This window comes from Cobetia marina (assembly GCF_001720485.1).
Lineage (GTDB): Bacteria > Pseudomonadota > Gammaproteobacteria > Pseudomonadales > Halomonadaceae > Cobetia > Cobetia marina.
The window spans coordinates 845889-871341 of record NZ_CP017114.1; the positions used below are offsets into that span (position 1 = coordinate 845889).

The window sequence follows — 25453 nt, forward strand, 5'->3', positions numbered from 1 at the left end:
TGCCGGACAGATGACAGATCTTCGTTTTGTGCTTTTCCATTCCAATGACTCAAGGGCCTGCTGATGAAACTTCGACCTGGTGCCAAGCCACACCTGCGTACTCCCGCCGCCTGGCGCGGAGGCCTTGCCCTGCAGCTGTTTGCCGGTCTGCTGCTGGCCCTCGGGCTTTCGGCCTGCAGCGAGGCCGAGGCGCCGCTGAAGAAGCAGAAGGTGCATCCGGTCAAATTGCTGTCATTGTCGGATGAGGGGGGCGGTGTCATTCAGCGCTATCCCGGCGTGGTCGAGGCCTCCGAGCGTTCCAATCTCTCGTTCCGGATCGGCGGTGAGCTGCGTGAGCTCAACGTGCAGGCCGGCCAGGAGGTCACGCAGGGTGAGCTGATCGCGCAGCTGGATGATCGTGATGCCCGCAGTCAGCTCAACAACGCCCGTTCCAGCTTCAATCTCGCCCAGGCGACCTACAAGCGCATGAAGTACTCGGTGGAGAAGGGCGCCATCAGCCGTGCACGCTTCGATGAGGCGCAGGCGGAATTCCAGTCGGCACAGGCTCAGTACTCCCAGGCGCGGGACCAGCTCAGCTATACCGAGCTGAAAGCCCCCTATGACGGGGTGATCGCCCGAGTGCCGGTGGACAACTATCAGGTGGTCACGGCGCAGGAAACCATCGCGGTGCTCCAGCAGCCCGGTCAGATCGACGTGACCTTCAATCTGCCGGAACGCCAGGTGCGCGCCATCGACCGTGAGCGTGCCATGGCCGGGCGTCAGGAGGATGCAGCGCTGGCCTGGGTACGCTTCGGGCGCGGTGAACAGCGCTATCCGGCGCGCTACAAGGAGCATGACACCAGCGCCAGTGAGGGCTCGCTGAGCTATCAGGTCACCCTGACCCTGCCGGAGCCTCAGGACATCACCGTGCTGTCCGGCATGAGCGCGACGGTCGAGCTGGACATGCAGCAGCTGACGGGGGCCACCGGGGGGCAATGGCGTGTCCCGGTGGAAGCGGTGGTGATGCGCGATGCCGACCCGCAGCAGGCCGTGGTGTGGCGTTATATGGAAGACGGCTCTGCTGCCACCGAGACGTCACCGGACGTCGAGGACGAGGGCAAGGCAGGGCAGGGGACGGTGGAAGCCGTGCCCGTCGAGGTGCTTCAGGCCACGGGCGAGGGGCTGGTGATCACGGGGGAGTTGAATGCCGGTGATCGTCTGGTGACCGCGGGTGCCAGCCGCATGCAAGCCGGGGAGCCTGTGCGCCCCTGGGTCAAGGAAGCGGGGCTCTGATCCATGGTCGATTACTTCCTGAGACACAAGGTCATCAGCTGGATGGTCACGCTGTTGCTGTCGGTGGGCGGCGTGGTGTCATTCTTCAATCTTGGCCAGCTGGAGTTTCCCGAGTTCACCATCCGCAATGCGGTGGTGATCACCCAATATCCGGGCGCCACCCCCAAGCAGGTGGAGGAGGAGGTCACGCTGCCGCTGGAGAAGGCCATCCAGCAGATTCCCAATCTCAAGCGTGTCAGTTCGGTCAACAGCTCAGGCCTTTCGCAGATCACGCTGGAACTCGAGAGCAGCGTGCGCGCAGGCGAGATGCAGCAGTACTGGGATCTGTTGCGGCGCAAGATCAATGATGCCCAGTCGAGTCTGCCACCCGGCAGCTCCTCCTCGGTGGTCAATGATGACTTCGGGGACGTGTTCGGCCTGCTCTACAACCTGAGTGGCGAGGGCTACTCGGCGCATGATCTCGAGGATCAGGCCGATTTCCTGCAACGCGAACTGACGCTGGTGGAGGGCGTGAAGAAGGTCTCCATCGTCGGCGCGCGCAGCGAGCAGGTGATCGTGGCGCTGGACCGTGATCGCATGCAGGCGCTGAACATCTCGCCGGACCAGCTCTCCAATCTGCTCAACGCCCAGAACGTGGTCGGCAATGCCGGTCGTATCCGTCAGAACGGCCTGTCGCTGGAATTGCAGCCGGGCGGGGAGTTCCAGAGCGTGCAGGACCTGGAGCGTCTCGTGGTCGGTCGCCCCGGCAATGGCGGCCTGATCCGTCTCGGGGATATCGCCTCGGTCAGCCGCGAGTACACCGAATCGCCGTCACGTCTCTATCACACCGATGGCGAGACCGCTCTGTCGCTGGGGATCTCGTTTGCCTCCGGCGTCAATGTGGTGGAGGTCGGCGAGCGAGTCGACCAGCGTCTTGGGGAGCTTGAATCGCGGATGCCGTTGGGCATGGAGCTGACCACCGTCTATCACCAGCCGCAGGTGGTGGATGAGGCGGTCTCCGGCTTCCTGCTCAATCTGGCCGAGGCCGTCGGTATCGTGATCCTGGTGCTGCTGCTGTTCATGGGCGTCAAGAGCGGGGTGCTGATGGGGCTGGTGCTGCTGATCACCATTCTCGGCACCTTCGTGATGATGTCGATCCATGGCATCGAGCTGCAGAAGATCTCGCTGGGCGCGCTGATCATCGCGCTGGGCATGCTGGTGGACAACGCCATCGTGGTCACGGAAGGCATGCTGATCGGCCTCAAGCGTGGCAAGACCAAGCGTCAGGCTGCCTTCGAGGTGGTCAACCAGAATCGCCTGCCGCTGCTGGGGGCCACGGTGATCGCGATTACCGCCTTCGCGCCCATCGGTCTGTCGCCGGATGCGACCGGGGAATTCGTCGGCTCGCTGTTCTGGGTGCTGTGTTACTCGTTGCTGTTGAGCTGGATCACCGCCCTGACGCTGACCCCGTTCTTCTTCGACATGTTCTTCCGCGAAGCGCGTGAGACATCGGGCAACGACAAGGACGGCGCCGAGCATGAAGACCCTTACCGGGGCGTGATCTTCCGTGGCTTCCGAACCCTGCTGGGCTGGGCGATCCGTCTGCGCTGGCTGACCCTGGGCGGGGCGCTGGCACTGCTGGTCGTGGCCGTGATGAGCTTTGGCCAGATCAAGAATGCCTTCTTCCCGGATGCCTCGACACCGCTGTTCTTCGTCGATGTCTGGATGCCGGAAGGCACCGATGTGCTGGAGACCGAACGGCATGTCTCGCGTCTGGAGCAGCAGGTGCTGAAGATGGAGCGCGTCAATCATGTCACCAGCGTGACCGGGGGCGGTGCCCAGCGCTTCACCCTGACCTACTCGCCGGAAGACAGCTACGCGAGCTTCGGTCAGCTGATCGTCGAGACCGAGGACCGCGACAGCCGCGAAGCGCGCATGGAGGAGGTGATACGCCTGTTGCGCGCCGAATATCCGCAGGTGGAATACAAGGTGCAGGCCTTGCAGGTCGGCCCGTCCGCCAAGGCCAGTCTCGAGGCGCGCCTCTACGGCGAGGACCCGGCGGTACTGCGCCAGCTGGCCGCCGAAGTGCGTGACGTCTTCGAGCAGGAGCCGCTGGCAGACAGCATTCGCCTGTCGTGGCGCAATCGCGTCAATCGCATCGAGCCCGAGTTCCTGGATGATCAGGCGCGGCGTGTCGGCGTGACGCGGGATGCATTGCATGAGGCATTGCTGATCAACAGTGATGGCGAGAGCGTCGGCGTCTATCGCGAGGGCTCCGAACTGATCCCGATCCTGCTGCGCGGTGAGGAGCGCCAGCGCTTTGATCTCGACACCCTGGCCAGTCTCAACGTCTGGAGCGACGAACAGGAAACCTATGTGCCGGCGGGAGCGGTGATGGGCCCGCTCAAGGCCGAGCTGCGCGATCCCCTGATCAAGCGGCGCAATCGCGAGCGCATGCTGGCGGTCTATGCGGAGCCGATGCCACTGTCCGGCGAGACGGCCGCCAGTGTATTGAGTCGCATACGACCCAAGGTCGAGGCCATCGAGCTGCCGGAGGGATATCATCTGGAGTGGGGCGGTGAATACGAGACGTCCACCGATGCGCAGAAGGCGCTGTTCTCCTCGCTGCCGATGGGGCTGTTGGGGATGTTCGTGATCACGGTGCTGCTGTTCTCCAACCTGCGCCAGGCGCTGGCCATCTGGTCCATCGTGCCGCTGACGCTGATCGGTATCGTCAGCGGGTTGATCGTGTTCGGGGCGCCGTTCACCTTCATGGCACTGCTGGGCACCCTGAGCCTGGTCGGCATGGTGCTCAAGAACGCCATCGTGCTGGTGGAGGAGATCAACGTGCAGCTGACCGAACAGGAGGACCGCTTCCAGGCGGTGATGCTGGCGGCGGTCAGCCGCGTGCGGCCGGTCTCGATGGCGGCGATCACGACCATGCTGGGCATGATTCCGCTGTTCTCGGATGCCTTCTTCTCGAGCATGGCGGTGGCGATCGTCTTCGGTCTGGGCGTCGCGACGCTGCTGACGCTGGTCGTGCTGCCGGTGGCCTACTGTGCACTGTTCCGTATTCCGGCAGGCAAGCACGAGGCGGCGTAGTCACGTCCCCCATGGCCATCCTCCCGGGAGGGCGCCATGCCGTGATGCCAAGCACTGATGGCAAGCACTGAGGCATGCCGTGCGCCCGATGACAGCGCCTGTCGTCGGGCGCACTGCCGTTGGCGAGTCAGCGGTGTTCTCACGCGTCATCGCGATGCAGTCGATCCCGCATGGGGGCATCGCCAACAGCGCCTTTCCGTTACACTATGCGCCGCCAGTGGTGTGTTTAGGGTCCGCTGCTGGCCCGTCGTCATCAAAACCTGTCGAGTCGTGAGGTGTGCCTTGGTCGAACCCCTGAGTGCCTGGTGGGGGCAGCAGCTGGTGTTGTGCGGTTGGCGTTTCAGTGCGACACCCGAAGCGGTGTGGACATCCGAGGAGGCGCGTGCGCGCCTCAAGGCGCTGGAAGTGCCGGATGCCGGCGAGCTGGGCTGGCGCTTGCTGGAAGCGTTCCCCAGTGACATGCCCGACTCGCTGCGTCAGCTGGAAGCGCTGGAGCTGCTGGCGTTGGCGCGGACGGCTGGCTGGCTGTCCGAGGCGCGCACGCGTGCCTGGCTGGTGCGACTGCTCATGGCCATCGCATCACGTTTCACCTCGCTGGATGACTGGCTCAAGGCGCTGGCGCATTCGCGCAGCGATGCTGGCTGGACACGCGGCGATGACGGCTTCTTCGAGGCCAGTCTCGCGCTGTCCCGGCTGGAGCAGGAAGAGGCGGGCGTCACCTGGCCGCGTCTGCTGGAGGCGCTGGAAGGCCGTCAGCCGGTACCCGCCACCGAGCTGTGGCCGCAGGGTGAGCGTGACCGGGTGTGGATGGCGCGCGCCATCTTTGCGCCCTGGGTCGGCGGGACGACACTGACGTCGACGGATGACGGCCTCTGCGAGGCGAGTGACAGCGGTTTCGATGCGCAGGGTCACTGGCCCGACGTGCAACGCTGGCTGCGTGATACCTGGGCGATCCGCACTCGTGACGAATTGATCCGTCTGCTGTTGTGGCTGGCCTCGCAAGGGCATCGCTATGGCTGGGACATCGACAGCGCGCGCATGCTGTCGGCCAGTCAGGATGAGCGTGACAAGTGGCTCGACGAGCTGGAGTCTGACGCCGCCTCCGAGGAGGCCGAGCGCAAGGCTCAGGGGCTCGCCGGCACCCCGGCACATGCGGCGGCCAGTGCGGAGCTGGCGGCCGCTGCGGGTCTCGAGCAGGGCCCGTCGCCCGTGGCCTACGGGGAGCTGCTGCTCCAGTATCTGGATCGTGGTGAGCCACTGGAATTTGCCGCCTGGGACTGGCTGCGGCTGGTGGATCTGGCCTTTGCCGGTCTGTGTGCCGGCTGGTTGAGTCGTGAGGAGGGCGAGGACTTCGCCGCTCATGGTATCGACCTGCTGGTGCGTCGCTACGCGGATTGGCAGGGTGTGGCGCGCGCCTATCAACGCGGACGCAGCCTGTTCGAGGGGGCGGATCTCACCGGCTCCACCGACAGTGACTGGCGGCCATTGATGGCCTCACCGGTGACGCCGCTGCGCTGCGAGCTGCACGCGTTGCTGCCGGAGGCCATCCGGGATCGCTCACGCACCGCCATGCGTCAATGGCGCAGTGACAGCCGCCACTGGGTGCTGGCCATTGCCAGCATTCGAGAGCCGGACCTGCTCTATCGTCAGGGGCTGCCTGCGGATGTGGCGGACGCGCGGCGTGAAGAGGCGCGTCAGTACCTCAACGAGACGCTGGCCCTGGATACCCGCGATGGCGTGGCCGGCATGGCGCGTTTCTGGCTGCCGGCGCAGGCCCATCACCTCAATCAGCTGGCGGCCGATGCCGCACGGGGTGGGCTGCCTGATCCTCAGACGCCTTTCGGTCGCGCCGATAGCGCCGAGCTGGAACGGCGACAGCGGCTGGCAGTCTGTTATCGTCATCCTGCCAGCATCGTGATGGCGGAGAAGTACGCGTTCTATCTGCTGATGGTGCAGGACAGCCGCGATTTCGATGCCGGTGAGCTGGCGCAGTGTGCCGAGCGCCTGCGCAGCGCACTGTGCCGCTTCTATCCGGACGCCGTCCGGCTGCTGGAGGCCTGGGCGGTATGGGAATCCGCGGTCCCGGAACTTGAGGACCACCCGCTGGTCAACGAGATCCGCTGGCATCTCGAGGACCCCGGCAGCCTGTTCCACTGGCTCGATTGGCGCGCCAGTGACTGGCAGGAGCCCGGCGAGCGCCCCAGTCTGGATCGTTTCACGGCGCTGGCACTCAGTGGCCCGCTCAATTCGCCGTGCTGGGGCGAGCCGATGGTCGAGCATGGCCGGGGAGTCGAGGAACTGACCGGCTGGCTGGAAGGTCATTATGGTCTGGCCAACGCCGAGATGCTGATCGGCTTCCTCGATTTCCTGCGTGATGCCGGGGATCGGGACGAATATCAGATCAATTACGGCCCCTATACCCTCAATCGTGCGCGTCTGGACAACGAGATCGATGTGCTCGAGAGCGGTGAACGCGGCGAGGATGAGCAGGTGCACCTCGATCGCCTGCGCCGTGTGCGTGACAACGAGGCCCGCTGCAATGAGCTGGACATGGCAGCCTGGGACATCGCGCAGCTGGTGGATCTGGCGATTGCCGGCCGTCAGCTGGGGTGGCTGGATGCGGCCACCTTCACGGCCTATCTGGACAGCGCCCATGCGATGGCGCGAGCACACTACGGCAGCTGGAAGGAATATGCGCGCGGGCTGTTCGCCGGCTATGCCTTCTTCATGGGCGATACCGATCAGCGTGACAGCTTCCTGCGCGGCTTCCGTGATGTATTGATCCAGTGGCTGACGGCGGCGCCGCCATTGGCCGGACCCTGGGCCAGTCTGGATTTCCCGGGCGCGCGTCCGGGGCATTGGCCGGCGCTGCATCTGGATACCCTGAGCGGTGATGCTCGTCTGCTGCATTGAGTATTTTCTGATGCTTTAGTCTATCTTGTGAGGCGATGGCATACGGATTGCGGCAATATGCACTACCCTGCTGCGAACGGCATTCAATTGCGTCACAGGTCTCAGGGCATGCCGTTGATCCTGTTGATTCACGTTTCAGGCATGCAGGCATCTCGTGATGACGGGATTCCTGCCGGCTTTCTGTCTTGTCATGCATCACCTGTTATCGCCGTCCGCAAGTGCTGATCACGTTTTGTCTCATGGCACCGGGCCCACGACGAGGAATGTTGGATGCGTCACACGTTATTGTGTTGTCTTTTACTGTTGCCGCTAGGTGTGGCGGGGTGTGCCAGCCATTCACAGCCTCCGAGTGACATGGCCTATTACGATGTCGATCTGCCGGAATTGCCCAAGCTCAAGCGTTACCGTCAGCAGGCCGGCCAACCGCAGGGTCCGGCAGAGCCGCAGCTGGCATCGGGTCCCAGTATCCGGGAAGTGTTGCTGGAAGAGCATGATCGCTGGGCGGGAACGCCCTATCGCCTGGGCGGCACCAACTCACGGGGCATCGATTGTTCTGCGCTGATGCAGCATGTGTTCAGTGACGGTTTCGGGATCGAACTGCCACGTACCACCCGTGATCAGGTCAAGCGGGGCAAGCGTATCGACAAGTCGCAGTTGAAGCCGGGTGACCTGGTGTTCTTCCGCCCCTCACGTCGTTACAACCATGTGGGCGTGTATGTGGGCAACGGCTATTTCCTGCATGCCTCCACGTCACGTGGCGTGAAGCTGTCGCGGCTGGACAATGTCTACTGGTCGCAGCACTACTGGCAGTCGCGGCGGCCCATGCCCCACGAGGCCATGCAGATGAAACTGGCCATGCGCAGTCAATGACGACACTCGCATGATGGACAACACCCGGCCCTGGCCGGGTGTTGTCGTTTTCGGCCCGCGAATTCTCGAGCCCCGCCATGTCCGGCAGCCCGCCTCATGGACTTTCGCGTACCACGGAGTGCTCGATCACGAAGTCGACGAAGGCCTGTTCGGCCCGCGACAGTCCACGCTCACGTCGCCAGGCCAGCGACAGGTCCAGCCAGGCGGGTTCACTGAAGGAAATGGCGGTGAGGTTGTTTTCCTCACGGTCATCCTCCACCACGCGCTTGAGGAAGGTGGTGATACCGAAGCCGCGTGACACGATCGCCTTGTTGAGCGCGATCAGGTTGGATTCGAAGGCGATACTGGGAATCAGACCGTGCTGGCTTGCCAGACGTTCGATGAAATCGCGATGGAAATAACCGCGCTTGAAGACGACCAGCTCTTCAGCGAAGAATGCTTCGAGGCTGATGTGCTCCCGTGTCGCCAGCGGGTGGTCGTTGGGCAGGCAGACCACCATCTCTTCGCGCAGGAAGTGCTGGCTGACCAGCCCGCTGGTGGCGCTGCCGGGGTGTTCCTCGACGATGACGCCCAGATCCAGCTCGCCATTGTCGATCATCTTGCGAAGACTCAGGGTGCCGCCCTCGATCACGCTCAAGGTGATATCAGGGTGGCGCGCCTTGAAGGCCATCAACAGGGGCGGGAAATAGTAGGACCCCAGCATCGAGGACACGCCGATGCGTACCTCACCTTTGACCAGGCCATCCAGTTCGGCCATGGCCAGGGCCGCTCGCTGCGCCTGTTGCAGCAGAGAGCGTGCATGCACGAGCAATGTCTCACCGGCGGGTGTCAGACTCACGCCCTTGGTGCCACGTATCAGCAGCGGCTGGCCCAGCCGGGACTCCAGATTGGCGATCGACTGACTGACGGCCGACTGGGCCAGTTGCAGCGCCGTGGCGGCGGCGGTGAAGCTGCCGCGCTCCGTGACACTCACGAAGATCTCCAGTGCCCGCAGATCGAAGGGCAGTTTCATGTCGCGCTCTTCATGTCTGATGCCATCCTCATTCATCTCCCTTGTCCCCGACCCTGACCGGCGTCCCTTGCGGCCATCACGCCGTCCAGTCCCTGGACGTCATTCACCATGCGCAGGCGGTCTGACGGCGTGAGGCCTGCAGGCCGGTGGGTCAGGCTCATGGGTATCACTTTTGCTGATGGCTGGCATCATGTCGAGCTATTTTACTGATGGTGTTCGAGGGCGCAGACTCACGCCATCCCCATGATTGACTGCAGGTACCTGATGGCTTCATCGCTGAGTGCGTCTTCCACCGCCCCATCCGACTCGGGGCATCACGATACTGCCGGGCAGCCAGTGCTGCCGTCCCCTCTCAAGGTGCATGGCCGTGATTGGCGACGCATGACCCAGGCGTTGTGTCTGGGCTCCTTCGTCGTCTTCATCAATCTCTATGTGGTGCAGCCGATGTTACCGCTGCTGGCGACCGACCTTGGCCTGAGCTCGCTGCAGGCGAGTCTGTCGTTGTCGGTGACCACCCTCACGCTGGCACTGGCGTTGCTGGTCTTCGGCCCGCTATCGGATGCGCTGGGGCGGCGACGTCTGCTGCTCTGGACATTGGCCGGGGGGGTGGCCTGCTCGGGACTTGCCTTGCTGGCTGAAGGTTTCTGGTCGCTGTTGGCAGTACGTGCGTTGCAGGGCTTTCTGCTCGGGGGCTTGCCGGCGGTCGCGGTCGCCTACATGAGCGATGAGATGGAACAGCCGGCGTTGATGGCTGCGGTGGGGCTCTATATCAGTGCCAATTCGCTCGGCGGCATCAGTGGGCGGGTCGCTGGAGGTGTCGTGGCCGAGCACTGGGGCTGGCAGATGAGTTTCGCGGTGATTGGCGGTATCAGCCTGTTGCTGCTGGCGGCGCTGTGGCAGTTGCTGCCGCGTCAGCGACGCTTCGTGGCACAGCCCTTCCATCCGGCCAGCATGCTGGCAGGGCTGGGGCGCCATCTGCGCAATCCACGGCTGTGGCCGGTGTTTCTGCTCGGTGGACTCAACTTCTTCATCTTCGTGAATCTCTACAGCTACATGACCTTTCGCCTGAGCGCGGCCCCCTGGTCACTGGGGAGTCAGTGGTTGGGATTGCTGTTTCTGACCTATCTGGCAGGCACCTTCGGTGCCTCGCAGTCCGGCCGGCTGGCACAGCGTCTGGCCGCCGGGCGGGGGCAGGCACTCGCGCAGGGAGCGCAGCGACAGGAGGAGCAGGATGGTGCGCAACGCCGCGCCCAGGCACTGACCATGATGCTGGGCACCGCGCTCTTGATTCTCGGCACTCTGGTCACGCTGAGCCATTCGTTGATCGGCATGCTGGCCGGCCTGAGCCTGAATGCCTTCGGCTTCTTCCTGGCACATGCCACCGCGTCGGCCTGGGTCGGGCGCAATGCCGAAGGGGCGCGGGCCAGCGCCAGCGCGCTCTACCTGACGGCTTACTATCTCGGGGCGAGCCTGGGCGGCTTCTGGCTGGAGCCCTTCTGGCAGCAGGCAGGGTGGCCAGGGGTGGTGGTGGGTGGCGTCAGCGTTCTGCTTGTCACCCTGGGGTTGGCGATGCTGTGCTGGCGACGGGCCACGCCGCAGCATTGATATCCACCGTGAGATTCCTGCCTGACACGCAAACGGCTCGCCAGATGGCGAGCCGTTTGCGTGTCAGTGGCAGGCGAGGCGACTCGACGGTGAGACTCAGTGCGCCGGGGCGTCATCTCCCCAGATTTCCTCGAGACGGTCATCACGGCCACAGCCCGCGCGATAGAAGCGATAGCGCACCGGGTTCTTCTGGTAGAAGTCCTGGTGATATTGCTCGGCGGCATACCAGGGGCCCGCTGCCTCGATCTCGGTGGCGATGCCTTCGGGGAATCTCTCCTTCAAGTCGTCGAGGCTCGCCTGGGCGGCGTCTTGCTGCGCTTCATCCACCGGATAGATGCCACTGCGGTATTGGGTGCCGGCATCGCAGAACTGACGATCCACCGCGACCGGGTCGATGTTGTGCCAGAAGACCTCCAGCAGGGTGTCATAGCTGACCTTTTCAGGGTCATAGACCACCTTGACCGCCTCCGTATGGCCCGTCCTGCCGGCCGAGACCTGCTTATAGGTGGGATTGTCCGTCTCGCCTGCCGTGTAGCCGGACGTCGTCGAGATCACGCCGTCAAGCTTGTCGAAGGGGCCTTCCATGCACCAGAAGCAGCCACCGGCGAAGATGGCGACCTCCTGGCCTTGAGTGACACCCTCGGCGACGCCTCTGGGCGCCTGTTCCGGGTCAAAGGCATTGGCGTGGCCGGCAATCAGCAGACCGCCAAGTAGGCTGGCAAGCGGTGTGAGACGTTTGAGCGCAGAGGAGGGGAATCGCGTGTATCGGGTCATGGTGTCTCCGGGAAAGGCGTCGTTCCTTCGAAGTGAGAACACGGAAATCTCCATGTCTCGATGGGCCGCGAGGTGGCTTGCCTTGCCATTCCCTCACTGCCTGTATCAGGGTTCTACGCGAATCAACGTGGGATGGATGCGAAGATGTCGTATGAAACGGTACTGTTACCGTGATCATGATGAGGTCGTTCGCGTCATCATGACCTGATGAGTGCATCCAGTCAGCAACGCGTCTCGTAAGGACACGGTACATCCCAATGACATGCCCATGACGGCAGGAATCGAAAAGGAAATCGCCAGTGAATAAACGCAAGTTACTGCTTCTGGGCGCCATCGTCGCTGCCATCGTGGTCTTCTTTGCCAGTGGGGCACAGGACTACTTCACTCTGCAGAGCCTCAAGGCCAGTCAGTCGGAATTTCAGGCACTCTTCGAGGAATCGCCGTTCAAGGTCGCGGGTACCTTCTTCGTCGTCTACGTGGCAATGGCGGCACTCTCGCTGCCGGGTGCGGCATTGCTCACCCTGCTGGGCGGCGCCCTGTTCGGGTTTGGCTGGGGTCTGTTGTTGATCTCCTTCGCCAGTACCATCGGTGCCACCCTGGCCTTCCTCATCTCCCGCACGCTGTTGCGCGAAAGCATCGAGAAGCGCTTCCGTCGTCAGCTGGAATCCCTGAATCGCGGGGTCGAGCGTGAAGGCGGCTTCTATCTGTTCACGCTGCGTCTGGTGCCGGTCTTCCCGTTCTTCATCGTCAATCTGGTGATGGGCCTGACCCGCATGCGTGTGGTCACCTTCTATGTGGCAAGCCAGCTGGGCATGCTCGCCGGTACCGCCATCTACGTGAATGCCGGTCGCGAGCTGGGTCAGCTGGAGTCGCTGTCCGGCATCCTCTCGCCGGGGCTGATCGCCTCCTTCATCGCGCTGGGCCTCTTCCCGTTGATCGCCAAGAAGATCGTCGGCGTGCTGCGCAAGCGCAAGCAGCAGGCGGCCTTCGACAAGCCGAAGACCTTTGACTACGACATGGTCGTCATCGGTGCCGGTTCCGCCGGGCTGGTCACCAGCTATATCGCCTCCGCCGTCAATGCGCGTGTCGCGCTGATCGAGCGTCACAAGATGGGCGGTGACTGCCTCAACACCGGCTGCGTCCCCTCCAAGGCGCTGATTCGTGCCGGGCGTGCGGCTCATGAGATTCGTCAGTCCCAGCGCTTCGGGATCACCGCCAATGAGCCGGAAATCGACTTCGCCAAGGTGATGGGGCATGTGCAGGACGTGGTCGAGAGTGTCGAACCGCATGACAGCATCGAGCGTTACGAGAGTCTGGGCGTGGAAGTCCACACCGGCAATGCCAGACTCAGGACGCCCTGGGAAGTGGAAGTCGATGGTCGCGTGCTGACCACGCGCAACGTGGTGATCGCCACCGGTGCCCGCCCGCGTGTTCCTGCGATCCCCGGTATCGAGCTGATCACGCCGCTGACCTCTGACAATCTGTGGGATCTCAGGGTGCAGCCCAAGCGTCTGGTGGTGCTGGGCTCCGGCCCGATCGGCATGGAACTGGGGCAAAGCTTCGCGCGCCTGGGCAGTCACGTCACCATCATCGAGGGTGCCCCGCGGGTGATGCCGCGTGAAGACGAGGAAGTCAGCGCGCTGATGCACGAGCAGCTGGCCGGTGAGGGCGTCGACCTGCGCATCAATTCCACCGCCACGCGCATCGAGGTGCTCAAGGACAAGGACAGTCAGCCGATGCGCCATCTGGTCGTGAGTTCTCCCGACGGCGAGGAGAGCTGGATCGAGTTCGACGAGCTGCTGGTGGCCATCGGACGCGAAGCCAACGTCGAAGGCTTCGGTCTGGAAGAGCTGGGCATCGCGGTCTCCGAGCGCGGCACCATCGATGTCTCCGAGTCGCTGCAGACGCTGCAGCCGAACATCTGGGCGTGTGGCGATGTCGCTGGCCCCTATCAGTTCACCCATGCGGCAGGTCATCAGGCATGGCACGCCGCGGTCAATGCACTGTTCGGCGGCCTGAAGACCTTCAAGGTCGATTACCGCATCATGCCGATGGTCACCTACACCGAGCCGGAAGTGGCGCGGGTCGGCCTCAACGAGACCGAAGCCAAGGCGCAGGGCTATGACTATGAAGTGACCCATTACGAGATGGGCGAGAGTGACCGTGCCCTGGCCGAGCGTGCGACGGAAGGCTTCGTCAAGGTGCTCACCGAGAAGGGACGCGATCGTATCCTGGGCGTGACACTGGTCGGTGCCTATGCGGGGGAATGGCTGGCGGAGTTCACCATGGCGATGAAGCATGGCATCGGTCTCAACAAGATCCTGTCCACCATCCATCCGTATCCGACACTGTCCGAGGCCAACAAGGCGGCAGCAGGCATGTGGAAGAACGCCCACAAGCCGGAAGGCGTGCTCAAGGTGCTGGATCGTTACTTCACCTGGCGCCGCAATGGACGCTTCGAGCCGACCAAGACACGCCAGGCGGATGACGCCACCCCTCCCGTGACGGTCGACAAGCACTGATCCTTTCCCATGCCGCGAACCTGCTCGTTCAGGGTCGCGGCATCTTGCTATCAGGAGAAACCTCCATGGCTACGACATGTCTGCCGGGGCGACGTCGCGCACTGGCATTGATGGGTGGGTCACTGGTGTTGATGGCCGGCATGAGTGCCATGCCCTGGGCCACGTCACTGGCGTACGCCGCCGATGCCGCCAAGGGGCGGGCAGTGCCGATGCTGGCTGCACTGGAGTGGAACGTGATCGCCGACAAGGCACGCGGTCAGCGCATCGACTTCCACGCCTGGGGCGGGAGTGAAGCCACCAACGCCTATCTGCGCGCCCAGGCAGAGATCGCGGCACGTGAGCACGGTATCGAGGTGCGTCACGTCAAGATTGCCGATACCGCCGAGAGCGTCTCGACCTTGCTGGCCGAGAAGGCGGCGGGGCGCAGTGATGGCAGTATCGATGTCATCTGGATCAACGGCGAGAACTTCCGCGCGCTCAAGCAGGCCGAGCTGGTGTGGGGACCCTTCGTCGAACGCCTGCCCAACAGCGAGTATCTGCTCGAGGAGATCGGTGCGCGTGACTTCGGGCTCGCCACCGAGGGAATGGAGGCACCATGGGGGCGTGCCCAGCTGATCTTCATGTACGACAGTGCCTTGCTGGAATCGCCGCCACGCTCGATGCGGGCGCTGCTGGACGTGGCGAAGGCCAACCCCGGGCGCGTGACCTATCCGCAGCCACCGAGCTTTCATGGCACCACCTTTCTCAAGCAGGCGTTGCTTGAGTTGATGCCGGGCGAGCAGCGTGAGCTGCTGGCTGCGCCGGTGGCGAGTGATGCTCTGTTCGCTGAGGTGACCGCACCGCTGTGGGACTATCTCGATGCACTGCATCCGCTGATGTGGGCGCAGGGCGAGCGACAGCCAGCCGGCGCCGAGGAGCAGATGAAACTGCTGGCTCAGCGCAGTGTCTGGATCGCGCTGAGCTTCGTGCCCCAGGAAGTGGCCAATGCCCGTCAGGAAGGGCGGCTGCCACCGACCATTGAGCCGTATATCCATGACGGCGGCACTCTCGGCAATGTGCACTATCTGGCGATTCCGGCCAGTGCGCCTCACAAGGCGGCCGCATTGGTGTGGGTCAATCAGTTGATGTCCGCCGAGGCACAGGCCGCCAAGGCGGACCCCTCACGCTGGGGTGACGAGACGGTGCTGGACGTGACGCGCCTGCCGGCGGCACAGCGCGCTGCCTTCGACGCCTTGCCGGAGCTTGCGGGTGGCATGTCGCCCGAAGCGCTGGGCACGCCGCTGAGCGAGCCGCATCCCAGTTGGACCGATGCACTGGAGGCCGAGTGGGCGCGACGCTATCGCAACTGACGCAATGGCTTGCCGAGCGCTGGCGCGCTGAGCGCCCGGCGGGGCGCCTGGCATTGACACCGGCTCGCCTGCTGCGCTGGGCAGTACTGCTGTTGTTGCTCGGCCCTACGGCGCTGGGACTGGCAGGACTGGTCGCACCGGCCCTCGGGCTGTGGCCGGCGCTTGGCTTCGAGGAGGTCTCGGCGATCGCCTGGCAGCGCTGGTGGGCCTTGCCGGGACTGGCCGACGGACTGCGTCTGACCCTGGTCAGCGGCATCGGCGGCACGCTGCTGGCGGTACTGCTGACCATGGGCTGGCTGGCCGCGGCCGCCGGTACCCGTTTCGGCGAGCGCCTCGAACGTCTGCTGGCACCGGTGCTGGCGATGCCGCATCTGGCGCTGGCTCTGGGGCTCTTGTGGCTGGCCGCTCCCAGCGGCGTGCTGATGCGACTGCTGCTGGCACCCTTCGAGGTGCTGGCCCCCCCGCAATACCCTCTGCCGGACGCGCATGGCATCACGCTGGCGCTGGGACTGGCACTCAAGGAAGCGCCGTTTCTGATGCTGATGGCCCAGACGGCGCTCTCGCGTCTGCCGGTCACCGCGCAACTGCAGGCGGGCCAGGCGCTCGGCTACAGCATCCCCCAGCTGCGCTGGCGAATTCTGATGCCGCAGGTGATGCGGGCCATCGCCCTGCCCATCGGTGCCGTGCTGGCCTATTCGCTGGCGGTGGTGGATGTCGCTCAGGTACTGGGGCCGACACGTACGCCGACCCTGGCGGTGCGTCTGGTCGAACTGTGGCGTGACAGTGACCCGAGCTCACGTCTACCGGCCAGTGTCGGGGCACTCCTGCTGGCACTGCTGGTCATCGTGGTGATGGCGCTGGGTGCCGCTGTGGGACGTTATCTGTTGAATCGCCATCGTGACTGGGTGCTCGACAATCCTGCACCTCGGGCGGCAGCACGCCCGGGACGCAAGGGGCAGCGCGGGCGCGTGATCCGCGTTCTGCTCGGCACGGTGACGGCAGTCTCGCTGCTGGCCTTTGCCGTGATCGCCGTTCAATCGCTGGCCAGAAGCTGGTTCTTCCCGTCACTGCTGCCGGCTCGCTGGGGGCTGGAAAGCTGGCAACAGGCGCTTTCAGGACTGGGTGGGGCCTTCAGCAACAGTCTGTGGCTCGCCGTGCTGGTCGCCACCCTGGCGGTGATGCTCAGTGTGGCGGTCTTCGAGCGTGAGCGTGAGGTGGGTCGCCTGCGAGGCTTCGTGGTGTGCCTCTACCTTCCGTTGCTGCTGCCTCAGGCAAGCTTCCTGTTCGGTTTCCAGGTCGGCTGGCTGAGCCTCGGCGCGGATCCGGGCTGGGTGGGGGTGGTGATCGGCCATCTGCTGTTCGCCTTGCCCTATGCCTGGCTGACGCTGGCCGGCCCCTGGGCCCGTTTCGACGTGCGCCTCGAGCAGGCAGCACGACTGCTGGGGCGCTCGCGGCTTGAGGTGCTGATCGGCATCCGGCTGCGCTTGATGCTCAGGCCTCTGGCCATCAGCTGGGCAGTGGCCTTCGCGGTCAGCATCGCGCAGTACGTGCCGACGGTGGTGCTGGGCGGTGGACGCGTCCCCACCCTGACCACCGAGACACTGGCGCTGGCCACGGGGGCGGATCCTCGCCTGACGGCGGTCGCGGCCTGCCTGCAGGCCTGTCTGCCGTTGCTGATCTTCCTGCTGGCGAGAGCCGTGCCTGCCGGGCGCGCGCTGGCACCGATACGTGGCTGACGCCTGACACCTTCCCCATTCAATCATTCTGGAGTCGATGAAGCATGCTGGACAAGTGGACCTCACGCTGGGTACAGCCACCCCTGAAACGCCTGGCACGTAGCGCAGCGGAAGGCGGTCTGCATCCTGACCAACTGACGCTGGCTGGCTTCGTCATCGGCATGCTGGCATTGCCGCTGCTGGCCTATGGGCAATTCGGGCTGGCACTGATCGCGATCCTGATCAATCGGGTGGTGGATGGGCTGGATGGTGCCCTGGCGCGTCATGCGGGCTTGAGCTCGGACGCCGGCGGCTTTCTGGATATCTGTCTTGATTTCCTGTTCTACGCCGCCGTCGTGGTGGGCTTTGCACTGGCAGACCCGGCCACCAATGCCATGCCGGCCGTGGCGTTGCTGTTCGCCTTCGTGGGCACGGGATCCAGCTTTCTGGCCTTTGCCATCATGGCGGCCAAGCACCAGCTGGAGCGCCCCAACTTCACCCGCAAGGCCTTCTATTATCTGGATGGCCTGACAGAAGGCACCGAGACGATCGGCTTCTTCGTGCTGGCCTGTCTGATGCCGCACCATTTCGCATGGCTGGCGTGGATCTTCGCGGCGGCATGCATCCTGACCACGCTGACGCGCGTATGGGGAGGGTATGTCACCTTACGGGCCCAGGACCGAAGCGAGCAGCACGGCACCGACCCGGACTGATGCGTGCCAAGCGCGGTACCTGGCCCTGCAGGTGACTCGTCCCGTCATCTTTTTTCATCGCGTTGTTCAAGCGCTCCGGAGTCTTGCCAATGAAAACCACTTCCCGTCAGTTGTCTTGCTTCCTCCCCATGCTCGCGGCAGTCGCCTCCAGTGGCCTGCTGGCGGCGGCGATGCCCTCCGCGGCGCTGGCGGCTGACCAGACCTTCATGCCGGCCGAGATTCTCGCCTGGGGCGAGAAGACCTTCGAAGGCCAGACCGCGTATCGCGTGGTGGAGCGCGAAGGCCGTCCCGCTCTCGAGGCGCGTGCTCAGGGGCAGGCCTCCGCACGCTATCTTGAGGAAGATATCTCGCTCGAGGAGACGCCCTATCTGAAGTGGTGCTGGCAGGTGGACAGCATCTATCCGGGCGTAAACGAGAAGACCAAGGGAGGGGATGACTACCCGGCGCGCCTCTATGTGGTCAACAAGACCGGCATCCTGCCGTGGCAGGTAGAGGCCATCAATTACGTCTGGTCCAGCAGTGAAGCGAAGGACAGTCATTGGGACAATGCCTTCACTGACCGCGCCGTGCTGCTGGCGGTGGAGTCCGGTGATCAGAAGGTGGGGCAGTGGGTCGCCGAGGTACGCGACCTGCGTGCCGACTACTCGGCGCTGTTCGGTAGCACGCCAGACGAGATAGCCGGGCTTGCGTTGATGGCCGACGGTGACAATGCCGGAGGCGACGCCACGGCGCTGTTCCGTGGGCTGAGCCTTTCCAGTGATGCCACGCCGCCCAGCTGCGGCGCCTGATCTGCAGAGCGAGCCTTCGGGAAGCCTCATCAAAGACAGCATCATCAGAACCGGGCTTCAGAACCGGGCCTCAGAACTGGGCCTCAGAACTGGGCCTCAGAACTGGGCCTGAGAACCAGGTTTCAGACATGAAAAAGCCCCGCGACCGAGAATTCGGTGGCGGGGCTTCAGGTTCAGGCGTCACACCTCTCGTGTGAAGCACTCATCGGGCGACAGGGCCACCCGATGAGGGAAGGGGCGGAGCTTAGTGCTCCACGCCACCTTCACCGTGAACGTGGCCGTGTTCCAGCTCTTCGGCGGACGCTTCGCGCACGTTGGTGATCTCGACGTCGAAGTTCAGGGTCTCACCGGCCAGCGGGTGATTGCCATCGACAGTGACGGTGTCGCCTTCGACCTTGGTGACGGTGACCATCAGCGGGCCACCCTGGGTCTGTGCTTGGAACTGCATGCCGGCTTCGATCTCTTCGACGCCCTGGAAGGCTTCACGCGGCACTTCCTGCACCAGCGCTTCCTGGACATCACCGTAACCTTCTTCCGGAGAGACAGCGACTTTCAGCTTGTCACCGGAAGTCTTGCCATCGAGTTCCTTCTCGAGGCCCGGAACGATGTTGCCGGCACCGTGGATGTAGGCCAGCGGCTCACGGCCTTCGGAGCTATCCAGCACTTCACCTTCGTTGTTGGTGAGGGTGTAGTGGAAGGATACGACGGCATTCTGGGCGATTTGCATGTTGAGGGCCTTTCGATAGGTATATGAACGGTCAATGGTAACGTGACCCTGAGGTGGCTGTCAGGGGGCTACGAGGAAAAATCCCGCGTATCGCGTGGCTTGCAGCTTGTTGAACAGCCATCCTGCAGGGCATGTCATCCACGTCACCGTGTCTTGAAATACTAGGTGACGCCCTGAAGGAGGCTTTTCAACCCGGTCCCCGAATTTTTTCTTGCCTGTTGCCCCGGGTGAGACTACACGCCTGCGCGAGCTTCCAGGGCGGGAAGGCGACGGGCATGGAGGAGAGAGGGGCTTGAGGGAAGATTGAGGGAAGAAGGAAAGGGGGAGGAACAGGAGAGAAGAAAGAGGAGAACACGAGAGAAGAAAGGGGGAGCTGGCCGCGCTTCGCTCTACGAGGCAGGGCAACTTCAGGCGCCAATCACGGTCTCATGACCAATGACCGACAATGGTTGGTGCTGTCCGCTTGCGAGGGCATCGGGGGGCCGTTACTCTGCCTGTTCAGACTGCGAATTCTGACGCGGGCCTTTCGTTACCGGCTCCGCTCGCAAGGTCTGCCCCGTGGCCGCTGGCGGGAAACGACAATCATATGTTCCATGCGACCCTATCTTTCAGGAGAGAATTTCGATGACCGTGACACTGATCTGGCTGGTGAGCTTCGCCGCGCTCTTCATGCTGTGCTTGAACCGTTGGGAGGGCTCGCTGGGTGCCACCGTCAAGCGCATCCTGCCGGATGCCCTGAGCATCGACAGCGGTGATCGCTATGTCTGGGGCGCAGCGCTTGCCGTGCTGGGCGCTACTTTCATCGTCAACCCCATTTCCATGCTGATGGCGCTGATCATGCTGGCACTGATCGCCTTCATCGGCGGCAAGCTGATCTGCTGGGGCATGAGCAAGGTCAAGATGCACTGATCTGCCTTTATCATCCCGGGAGGCTTCAGTCCGCGTGTGACGCGCTGATCCGTTGCCTCCCACGGACGCACGAAGGCCGGGCAGATGCCCGGCCTTCGTGCGTCTGGCACGCCTGTTCTCACCGTCGGTCTCTGGTCTTCACAGCCAGGTGGAGAGCGTGATGGAGCCGAACTGATCGCTTTCCTGTTGGGTCTCGAATTCGTGCGTGCGCCAGACGTTGACGAAGGCGAGCTGCCAGCGCTGCCAGCTCAGGGCAAAGCCGAGCTGGACATCTCCTACCAGCGGGCGACGGTCCACCGAGTCACTGTCCTCAAAGCTGTTGCCGTCCAGCAGCATGTTGCGCGCTACGGCACGGCCTTCCAGATTGGCGAACAGATACCAGGCGAATTCACCATCCGGCTCGAAATACTGACGCCCGCTTTGGGAGGGAGCGACGGTCGGGATGCCGTAGCTGCGTGACAGTCCTTGGCCGATGCGCACACCGCCCCCCACGCCGGCGTAGGTATACAGGTTGCCCAGTGCCATCGAGGCAGAGGGGCCGTACTCCATTTCCAGGCCCCCCAGGCTTGCCGGCAGCCACAGCTGGCTCTGCCAGCCGGCATTGACCACGGCTTCATTGTGAAGCTGATGGTCCCAGCCCTGTGGGTCATCACTGCCGGTGATCTCGTGGACTCCCTTCTGCGCCTTCTCGGCACCTGAGGCGGGACCGACGATGCCGAGGTCCAGATTGAAGGTATCGACCCGTCGCCAATCCTCTCCCTCTTCACCGGCGAACAGCGAAAGGCCACCGAACAGATAGCCCGCATAGGGGCGATCATCCTCGTTTGGTTGCTCGCGAGTGATGTCGTTGGGGGTATAGATCTGCTGTCCGAAACGATAGGCCGTGGCATCCAGACGTGCAGCGCTGAAACCGGGCACCCAGTCGGCGAAGGCGCGAGACCAATGCTGATCCGGTGTCGCGAAGGTATAGCTCAGCGCAAACCCATTGGTGTAGTGGCCGTCATCGCCGGAGGCGAGAAGATCATTCTCGACCTTGAGAGACAGCACGCCACCCTCGTCCTCGTCAGCCTCCACGATGGGGGCCAGCGCCACCGCGCCGAGCATGATCAGCGCCAGCCCCAGCCGTCGCGTGGAGAAGGCGGGAGCTATCTGCGGGACATGGCGGGTGACGATAGTCGCGCACGGACTCTCATTACCATAACGGCGGTGTCCGTGGGAGGAACTGGTCAAGGATGACGCGCTGCAAGGCGTCTGGCGGGCGCTCTGAGGAGAATCTGTAGGACGGGCAGTGACGGGACGCATCGCAACTCCTGGGACGAAAAGTTGTACACAGAGTCTAGTTAAGCTGCATGTGTATAACTTTGCACAAAAAATCACGATTTCATAGCCTGTTAATCAATAGATGACCAATGGATCACTCCGTACGGCGCGCCGCTCATGCGTGAGGAAGAGAAAGAGAGAGCAAGGGAAAGAGAAAGAGAGAGGAAAATATCGATACGCCAGCGTCAGGCGCGTGCGAGGGACCAGGCAAGCGCATGAATACCGGGAAGGCGAGGGCAGCAAGCAAAGCCGCAAAACGGCAGGAGCCTCTTGAGTGCAGAGAGGCCTGCAACAGAAGTCGTTCAGGGAGGGAAGACACTGAATGGCTGGCACCCGGCAAGGGCACCAGCCATCAAGAGGATCAATACGGGGCGACGCTCAGGTTGGCACCGTAGCCGACCAGGCGGACACGCTGGCCAACCGAGAAGGCGGTATCGGCCTTCTGGACGACGATGAGGCTGTCGCCAGCATCGCGACGCACCTCGATCTCGTAGGCGTCGATCTGGTCGACGTTGTCAGCGATCGACTTGCCCGCGACGCTACCGCCGATGGCACCGGCGGCGGTGGCGATCGCGCGGCCGGAACCGCCACCGATCTGGCTGCCGAGCAGGCCGCCGACGACCGCGCCACCCAGGCCGCCAAGCACGCCGCTGCCTTCATCCTGTGCCTGGATCTGCACCGGGCGCAGCGAGGTGATGGTGCCGTAGCTGACGGACTGTGCGCGCTTGGCCTGATCGCCGGTGTAGACGTTGCCGGAATAGATATCGCTGTTCGCGCAGCCACCCAGTGTCAGCAGGCCAATGGCGATCACTGGCAACCAGCGTGCCGAGCGTTTCGCGTCAGGACGTCGTTGTGAGTGGGTCGGGAAGCTCATGATGTATTTCCTCGCAGGAAGCGGTGCAACATTCGGTTGTGATGAGGTCATGGGGTGTGGAGGCCGATGACGACGGATGAGAGAAGCTGGCTGGCACGTCCGTTGGCCGCCACCGTGTCGTTGCGCTGTCGAGGGCCGAGGCAATGCCCCCGTGACAGTGCAAGAACACTGTTTCCTAACAGTATAGACCACGTCGCCATTCTCGGGTTCCCCTGCACGCCATCCCGGACGGGAGCACCCGTGCCACTGTTGCGTCGCGCCCCATGCACCGAATTCTGGAACGACGAAGACACGCAAGCCCGCGTGAACGGGCTTGCGTGTCTTCGGATGGTGACTCTCGGTCAAGTCTCTGTCTCGCCGAGGGTTGTCTGCTGTCTGCAGGGAAGTGCTGGGATCAGAACTGGTCTTCCTCGGTAGAGCCGGTGAGGGCGGTGACGGAGGAGTTGCCACCCTGGATGACATTGGTCATGTCATCGAAGTAGCCGGTGCCGACTTCCTGCTGGTGTGCCACGAAGGTGTAGCCCTTCTCGGCGGCGGCAAATTCGGCTTCCTGTACCTTCTCGACGTAGTGCTTCATGCCTTCGCCCTGGGCGTAGTCGTAGGCGAGATCGAACATGTTGAACCACATGTTGTGGATGCCGGCCAGGGTGATGAACTGGTACTTGTAGCCCATGTCCGAGAGTTCCTGCTGGAACTTGGCGATGGTGGCGTCGTCGAGGTTCTTCTTCCAGTTGAAGGAAGGCGAGCAGTTGTAGGCCAGCAGCTGATCCGGGTATTCCTTCTTGATCGCTTCCGCGAAGCGGCGTGCTTCCTCGAGGTCCGGCTTGGCCGTCTCGCACCAGATCAGGTCGGCGTAGGGCGCGTAGGCCAGACCGCGTGCGATGGCCTGATCCAGGCCGGCATTGACGCGATAGAAGCCTTCGTCGGAGCGCTCGCCGGTCAGGAACGGCTTGTCGTAGTCGTCGACGTCAGAGGTGATCAGGTCAGCGGCGTTGGCATCGGTACGCGCGATGACCAGCGTCGGCACGCCGGCCACGTCAGCGGCCAGACGCGCGGCGACCAGCTTCTGCACCGCTTCCTGGGTCGGCACCAGCACCTTGCCCCCCATGTGACCACATTTCTTGACCGACGCCAGCTGGTCCTCGAAGTGCACGCCGGAGGCGCCCGCGCGGATCATGGCGGTCATCAGCTCATAGCCGTTGAGTACGCCACCGAAGCCTGCCTCGGCATCCGCCACGATGGGCGCGAAGTAGTCGACGAAGCCGGCATCGCCCGGATTGGCCCCTTTCTGCCATTGGATCTGGTCGGCGCGACGGAAGGTGTTGTTGATGCGCTTGACCACGGTCGGCACGGAATCCACCGGGTAAAGGGATTGATCCGGGTACATGGCCTCGCTGGTATTGTTGTCAGCGGCGACCTGCCAGCCGGACAGGTAGATGGCTTCGATACCGGCCTTCACCTGTTGCATGGCCTGGCCACCGGTCAGGGCGCCAAGACAGTTGACGTAGCCCTTCTTGGCATCACCATTGACCAGTTTCCAGAGCTTTTCGGCACCACGCGTCGCCAGGGTGTTGGCTTCCTGGACGGAGCCGCGCAGGCGCACCACATCCTCGGCGGAATACGGGCGTGTCACGCCTTCCCAACGTGCATTTTCGGCCCAGTCCTTTTCCAGCGCTGCAATCTGTTCGGCACGTGATTGAGTCATGGTGCATCTCCTGATGGCTTCGTCGCAGGGCCTCGAGGGCGCCTGGCATGTCGTGGTGTCTTGTGTCTGTTGCCGTGTCATCTGGTGAATCAGGGCGGGACCTGGTCAGAGACTGGCGTGCGGAAATGTCGTGAGACCCTCCGGGCTGCCTGCCGCTCATCGCCGCCAAGCGCTATCCATCATTTGTCATTGTCATCGTGGGATAGCGAGATCATCGTTTGTTGTTGTGGGTCTTGAAGTCGTGTCGGTCAGGCGAGTTCTCTCGAGCAGTACCTGATGGCAGCCCTCGCGCATCTCAGGATGAGGCTGCAGAGTCAGACGCTCGAGCCAGGGCTGCAGGAAGTAGAGGCTGGCCTCCAGGACTGGCACCGTGCAGTTCGCAAGTCTTGCCGTGACGCGGGGAGGGCGGCCATCCGGCGCTCTGAGGCGCGCGATGAGCTCCCCCCAGCAGAGCGCCTCTCGCACACTGCCGATGTGAGCGATATCGAGCCCGGCATGGCGTTCGCCGCGATGCCGCGCGGCGGCCAGCGTCCAGAAGGCCAGCGGGAGGGGGCGTCCGGCGATCATGAGCCCCTTCACGGCTTGCTCGAGCCCGGGTAGCGCGAGGCGTGAATCAGCCGCCAGTCCGTCACCCTGACGTGCCACCTGCCAGGTGTCGTCGCGCAATCCCGGCTCCGGTCTCGTCGACGCGGGCTGCGAGGTCCCATCGAATCGTTGCCATTGCCAGTCGTTGCCTGCCAGGTGCCAGCGCTTGTCACGGCTCAGATGACAGATCGTCTGTGCCTGTGCAGCGGTCGGTTCTGGTGGAACGCTGGGCAGGAGGTCGATCATCGGGCGAGCCAGTCTGGCGAGGCGTGCCTGCATCTCTCGGGAGTGCCACAGCTCACTCCGGGCTTCCTCCAGTGGCTTCCCCGTGATGCCACTGGTGGCGCTGCGTCCCGGCACATGGCTGCTGACGTTGGCCATGGAGCTCCCGCTGGATGTGGCAAGCGTTGCAGAGGGTATGCCATGCATGGGGAGGCCTCCTGATTGGCGATGCCGCAATGCAGCGTGATGGGGATGACTCCTAGCATCGCTGTGAATCATCGCGTTGTCTTTCATTCCTTGGTCGTATTAAAACGCCCGTTTCATACCATTTCAACGCTGCGGATAATTCGCATGACAAACGAGTGTTTTAATATTTTCAATATCATCATCATGTCAGGTTTAATGGGCCCTGGGGAATGATGACTTGGTCACGTTTCACGTTGTAGCCAGACTACAAGATATTTCAAGGCATAAAAAAACCGGCCCCCACAGGGAGC

The 25453-nt window shown here is 63.4% G+C and carries 18 protein-coding genes; 11 read left to right on the plus strand and 7 right to left on the minus strand.

Annotated features, from left to right (window positions below; translation table 11 throughout):
* The first annotated feature begins 63 nt into the window (after positions 1 to 63).
* The 4 genes from BFX80_RS03620 to BFX80_RS03635 all read left to right on the plus strand — a co-directional run bounded on the left by BFX80_RS03620 (position 64) and on the right by BFX80_RS03635 (position 8136).
* Complete coding sequence (locus tag BFX80_RS03620; RefSeq protein WP_084207965.1) at positions 64 to 1272, plus strand: efflux RND transporter periplasmic adaptor subunit; 1209 nt, start codon at positions 64 to 66, stop codon at positions 1270 to 1272.
* A 3-nt stretch (positions 1273 to 1275) separates the two neighbouring features.
* Positions 1276 to 4353: an efflux RND transporter permease subunit gene (locus BFX80_RS03625; protein ID WP_084207966.1), complete on the plus strand. Its 3078-nt coding sequence runs from the start codon at positions 1276 to 1278 to the stop codon at positions 4351 to 4353.
* 282 nt (positions 4354 to 4635) lie between these two features.
* Positions 4636 to 7266 carry a DUF1266 domain-containing protein gene (locus BFX80_RS03630; protein ID WP_084207967.1) on the plus strand — a complete coding sequence of 877 codons (2631 nt, stop codon included), beginning with the start codon at positions 4636 to 4638 and terminating at the stop codon, positions 7264 to 7266.
* Positions 7267 to 7620: 354 nt separating this feature from the next.
* A complete protein-coding gene (locus tag BFX80_RS03635; protein WP_205632728.1) occupies positions 7621 to 8136 on the plus strand; it encodes a C40 family peptidase in 516 nt (171 codons plus the stop codon).
* Between the two features lie 94 nt (positions 8137 to 8230).
* Here the strand turns inward: BFX80_RS03635 and BFX80_RS03640 are convergent, their stop codons facing one another.
* A complete protein-coding gene (locus BFX80_RS03640; protein WP_084209610.1) occupies positions 8231 to 9148 on the minus strand; it encodes a LysR family transcriptional regulator in 918 nt (305 codons plus the stop codon).
* Between the two features lie 264 nt (positions 9149 to 9412).
* Between BFX80_RS03640 and BFX80_RS03645 the strand changes: the two genes are divergently transcribed.
* Complete coding sequence (locus BFX80_RS03645) at positions 9413 to 10753, plus strand: MFS transporter (protein ID WP_084207968.1); 1341 nt, start codon at positions 9413 to 9415, stop codon at positions 10751 to 10753.
* Positions 10754 to 10849: 96 nt separating this feature from the next.
* On the opposite strand, the gene msrA is transcribed toward BFX80_RS03645, so the two are convergent.
* The gene (msrA, locus tag BFX80_RS03650) at positions 10850 to 11527 is read right to left on the minus strand and encodes a peptide-methionine (S)-S-oxide reductase MsrA (protein ID WP_084207969.1); all 678 of its coding nucleotides are present in this window, start codon (positions 11525 to 11527) and stop codon (positions 10850 to 10852) included.
* A gap of 299 nt (positions 11528 to 11826) precedes the next feature.
* On the opposite strand from msrA, the gene BFX80_RS03655 reads away from it, so the two are divergent.
* The 5 genes from BFX80_RS03655 (at position 11827) to BFX80_RS03675 (ending at position 18614) form a co-directional block, all read left to right on the plus strand.
* Positions 11827 to 14049 (plus strand): FAD-dependent oxidoreductase, encoded by a 2223-nt coding sequence (locus BFX80_RS03655; RefSeq protein WP_077375383.1) that lies wholly within the window; start codon positions 11827 to 11829, stop codon positions 14047 to 14049.
* A 65-nt stretch (positions 14050 to 14114) separates the two neighbouring features.
* Positions 14115 to 15398: an ABC transporter substrate-binding protein gene (locus BFX80_RS03660; protein ID WP_240499661.1), complete on the plus strand. Its 1284-nt coding sequence runs from the start codon at positions 14115 to 14117 to the stop codon at positions 15396 to 15398.
* Positions 15374 to 17134 (plus strand): ABC transporter permease, encoded by a 1761-nt coding sequence (locus tag BFX80_RS03665; protein WP_084207970.1) that lies wholly within the window; start codon positions 15374 to 15376, stop codon positions 17132 to 17134. The genes BFX80_RS03660 and BFX80_RS03665 overlap by 25 nt, the downstream gene beginning before the upstream one ends.
* 44 nt (positions 17135 to 17178) lie before the next feature.
* Positions 17179 to 17826: a CDP-alcohol phosphatidyltransferase family protein gene (locus BFX80_RS03670; protein WP_084207971.1), complete on the plus strand. Its 648-nt coding sequence runs from the start codon at positions 17179 to 17181 to the stop codon at positions 17824 to 17826.
* 89 nt (positions 17827 to 17915) lie between these two features.
* Complete coding sequence (locus tag BFX80_RS03675; RefSeq protein WP_240499662.1) at positions 17916 to 18614, plus strand: DUF3047 domain-containing protein; 699 nt, start codon at positions 17916 to 17918, stop codon at positions 18612 to 18614.
* A gap of 244 nt (positions 18615 to 18858) precedes the next feature.
* On the opposite strand, the gene BFX80_RS03680 is transcribed toward BFX80_RS03675, so the two are convergent.
* Positions 18859 to 19341, minus strand: a complete 483-nt coding sequence (locus BFX80_RS03680; protein WP_065392558.1) for an FKBP-type peptidyl-prolyl cis-trans isomerase — start codon at positions 19339 to 19341, stop codon at positions 18859 to 18861.
* Between the two features lie 624 nt (positions 19342 to 19965).
* Here BFX80_RS03680 and BFX80_RS03685 point away from each other — a divergent pair.
* Positions 19966 to 20250: a hypothetical protein gene (locus BFX80_RS03685; RefSeq protein ID WP_077375371.1), complete on the plus strand. Its 285-nt coding sequence runs from the start codon at positions 19966 to 19968 to the stop codon at positions 20248 to 20250.
* Between the two features lie 138 nt (positions 20251 to 20388).
* On the opposite strand, the gene BFX80_RS03690 is transcribed toward BFX80_RS03685, so the two are convergent.
* The 4 genes from BFX80_RS03690 to BFX80_RS03705 form a co-directional block, all read right to left on the minus strand.
* Complete coding sequence (locus tag BFX80_RS03690; RefSeq protein WP_205632729.1) at positions 20389 to 21480, minus strand: lipid A deacylase LpxR family protein; 1092 nt, start codon at positions 21478 to 21480, stop codon at positions 20389 to 20391.
* Between the two features lie 451 nt (positions 21481 to 21931).
* The gene (locus tag BFX80_RS03695) at positions 21932 to 22444 is read right to left on the minus strand and encodes an outer membrane lipoprotein (RefSeq protein WP_077375365.1); all 513 of its coding nucleotides are present in this window, start codon (positions 22442 to 22444) and stop codon (positions 21932 to 21934) included.
* A gap of 394 nt (positions 22445 to 22838) precedes the next feature.
* Positions 22839 to 24149 (minus strand): isocitrate lyase, encoded by a 1311-nt coding sequence (gene aceA, locus BFX80_RS03700; protein ID WP_077375362.1) that lies wholly within the window; start codon positions 24147 to 24149, stop codon positions 22839 to 22841.
* A 192-nt stretch (positions 24150 to 24341) separates the two neighbouring features.
* The gene (locus BFX80_RS03705; RefSeq protein WP_084207974.1) at positions 24342 to 25115 is read right to left on the minus strand and encodes a hypothetical protein; all 774 of its coding nucleotides are present in this window, start codon (positions 25113 to 25115) and stop codon (positions 24342 to 24344) included.
* Positions 25116 to 25453 lie beyond the last annotated feature (338 nt).

What these genes read in the sequence shown, in the direction of transcription:
- aceA (WP_077375362.1), bottom strand. Translation starts at nt 24,149, where the DNA reads ATGACTCAATCACGTGCCGAACAGATTGCAGCGCTGGAAAAGGACTGG.
- BFX80_RS03640 (WP_084209610.1), bottom strand. Translation starts at nt 9,148, where the DNA reads ATGAAACTGCCCTTCGATCTGCGGGCACTGGAGATCTTCGTGAGTGTC.
- BFX80_RS03685 (WP_077375371.1), top strand. Translation starts at nt 19,966, where the DNA reads ATGACCGTGACACTGATCTGGCTGGTGAGCTTCGCCGCGCTCTTCATG.
- BFX80_RS03675 (WP_240499662.1), top strand. Translation starts at nt 17,916, where the DNA reads ATGAAAACCACTTCCCGTCAGTTGTCTTGCTTCCTCCCCATGCTCGCG.
- BFX80_RS03645 (WP_084207968.1), top strand. Translation starts at nt 9,413, where the DNA reads ATGGCTTCATCGCTGAGTGCGTCTTCCACCGCCCCATCCGACTCGGGG.
- BFX80_RS03705 (WP_084207974.1), bottom strand. Translation starts at nt 25,115, where the DNA reads ATGGCCAACGTCAGCAGCCATGTGCCGGGACGCAGCGCCACCAGTGGC.
- BFX80_RS03625 (WP_084207966.1), top strand. Translation starts at nt 1,276, where the DNA reads ATGGTCGATTACTTCCTGAGACACAAGGTCATCAGCTGGATGGTCACG.
- BFX80_RS03695 (WP_077375365.1), bottom strand. Translation starts at nt 22,444, where the DNA reads ATGAGCTTCCCGACCCACTCACAACGACGTCCTGACGCGAAACGCTCG.
- BFX80_RS03660 (WP_240499661.1), top strand. Translation starts at nt 14,115, where the DNA reads ATGGCTACGACATGTCTGCCGGGGCGACGTCGCGCACTGGCATTGATG.
- BFX80_RS03680 (WP_065392558.1), bottom strand. Translation starts at nt 19,341, where the DNA reads ATGCAAATCGCCCAGAATGCCGTCGTATCCTTCCACTACACCCTCACC.
- BFX80_RS03635 (WP_205632728.1), top strand. Translation starts at nt 7,621, where the DNA reads ATGGCCTATTACGATGTCGATCTGCCGGAATTGCCCAAGCTCAAGCGT.
- BFX80_RS03670 (WP_084207971.1), top strand. Translation starts at nt 17,179, where the DNA reads ATGCTGGACAAGTGGACCTCACGCTGGGTACAGCCACCCCTGAAACGC.
- msrA (WP_084207969.1), bottom strand. Translation starts at nt 11,527, where the DNA reads ATGACCCGATACACGCGATTCCCCTCCTCTGCGCTCAAACGTCTCACA.
- BFX80_RS03620 (WP_084207965.1), top strand. Translation starts at nt 64, where the DNA reads ATGAAACTTCGACCTGGTGCCAAGCCACACCTGCGTACTCCCGCCGCC.